This is a genomic window from Aquabacterium sp. (assembly GCF_021768455.1).
GTDB lineage: Bacteria > Pseudomonadota > Gammaproteobacteria > Burkholderiales > Burkholderiaceae_C > Aquabacterium.
The window spans coordinates 1-1,683 of sequence record NZ_JAIZVX010000288.1; the positions used below are offsets into that span (position 1 = coordinate 1).

Genomic DNA, 1,683 nt, shown 5'->3' on the forward strand with positions numbered 1-1,683 from the left:
GGTGCCGATCAGGCATTTGCCCTCGAAGTGCCCAGCAGCCACAAGGAGATCTTTCTCCCCGAAGCTGGCTTCAATGGTGCAGGTCCATTCGACCACTACAAGGTGATCGACGATCTGCACCCAGCCGCCGAACGGATCCAAGGGATCGCAGCCGCACATCACCACCAGTATTGGAAGATGCGTGAGTTCAATCAGAACCTGATGAACCGCAACGTCAACATCATGCTCGGTGAATGTGCCGATGATCCAGTCTCGGCTGTGATCTATTGGCAGAGCGAGCAGGGTGCTGAGGACTACTTCGGTGGCACCAACCATTCGCTCAGGATTGCCAAGACCTTTGGCATCCGCACCTTCAACCTCAGGATCGACGATGAGCTGAATGCCATGGTCGAGTTCTTCAACGACATAGGCTGAGTATGAGCTTCACCATCAAGGTCGAGATCTCCATCGTCAATGAGGATGGGGAGATCGTCAATCACAAGGGTTATCGCATCCATCGTGATGAGCTGACTGCCCAGAAATGTGAGCTGAACATGCTCACTCTCGACGACATCAAGATCGCCAACACCCGCATGAACTTCCTGTTCATGGTGCTGGCCAAAATGAAGGACTTCATCCATGGTCAATAAGGCATATCCCGACACCTCGAAGATGGTGTTCGTGTTCGGCAGCAATGAGTCTGGCTTTCATGGCGGTGGGGCGGCAGCCTACGCCTACAAGCACAAAGGTGCTCGTTGGGGCTTCAGCTATGGTCATATGGGCCAGAGCTTCGCCATCCCCACCAAGAGCCAGCACATTGCTGGTACTCTGCCGCTTCGGCTCATCAAGAAGTATGTGGATGGTTTCCTCGCCTATGCTGCCGGTCATCCTGAGATTCAGTTTCAGGTGACGTGCATCGGCTGTGGGCTGGCCGGACTTCAGCATGAAGACGTGGCTCCCATGTTCGATGGGGCACCGGACAACTGCTGGTTCGACGGGAAGTGGGCTCTGCACACTGGGATCCGCGAGGATCGTATCTGGGGAGCAGGCTGATGCCAGTTCATCTCACCGAATATGCGGTAAGAGTGAAAGGCACGAGTTGCTATCTGCCCAGACCGCAGCGTCGAGATGGTCGAGGTGGCTCACACCTTGAACCTGTGGACTTCGCAGATCGCTCAAGCTGGCCTCCTCGCTACGAGAAAAACATGCAGATCCGCAGCTATACCACAAAGAAAGCAGCTCAAAATCTGCTCTCCTCGTGGCTGCAAGGCAAGTTCACTGCCAGCCGTGGTGGCGACCAATGGGACGGCTACTACGAGGACATTAGCGTCACACCCACACCGCATCGTCGCCGCGAGGACATGGAAGTCGTAGCGATAACCATCACCCTTCCAGATTAGGAGAGAAGCTCATGCATCCTATGATTAAGCTGCAAAAGGCTGGCGAGCCTTTGCCCAATCAAAACATCAAGGTGGAATACCACCTGAAGTCAAAAACAGGTCGGCCTGTCATGACCTTTGACAGTCAGATCCGTGCAGATTGTGAAGCCGCAAAGCGTGATCTCGATCTCTATCGTGTTACGACGATCACGGAGAAATTGTAACCATGGACGATAACATGAGAATGGGAATCGCCTGTGTATGGTTGTTTTCAGTCATCATGGGCATGTCAGGTTATCTTTGGATAAACTGGTATCGTTATGGT

At 53.5% G+C, this 1,683-nt stretch carries 4 protein-coding genes and 1 pseudogene; all 5 read left to right on the plus strand.

Annotated elements, in window-relative coordinates:
- Positions 1–414 (plus strand): annotated as a pseudogene (locus QZ994_RS19800) (hypothetical protein); the annotation flags it as partial.
- Between the two features lie 2 nt (positions 415–416).
- Positions 417–629, plus strand: a complete 213-nt coding sequence (locus tag QZ994_RS19805) for a hypothetical protein (protein WP_290877798.1) — start codon at positions 417–419, stop codon at positions 627–629.
- Complete coding sequence (locus QZ994_RS19810; RefSeq protein ID WP_290877801.1) at positions 619–1,032, plus strand: hypothetical protein; 414 nt, start codon at positions 619–621, stop codon at positions 1,030–1,032. Before QZ994_RS19805 ends, QZ994_RS19810 begins: the two co-directional genes overlap by 11 nt.
- 152 nt (positions 1,033–1,184) lie before the next feature.
- Positions 1,185–1,379, plus strand: coding sequence for a hypothetical protein (locus QZ994_RS19815; RefSeq protein WP_290877803.1), 195 nt, complete (start codon positions 1,185–1,187; stop codon positions 1,377–1,379).
- An 11-nt stretch (positions 1,380–1,390) separates the two neighbouring features.
- Positions 1,391–1,582 carry a hypothetical protein gene (locus QZ994_RS19820; RefSeq protein WP_290877805.1) on the plus strand — a complete coding sequence of 64 codons (192 nt, stop codon included), beginning with the start codon at positions 1,391–1,393 and terminating at the stop codon, positions 1,580–1,582.
- Positions 1,583–1,683: the final 101 nt, after the last annotated feature.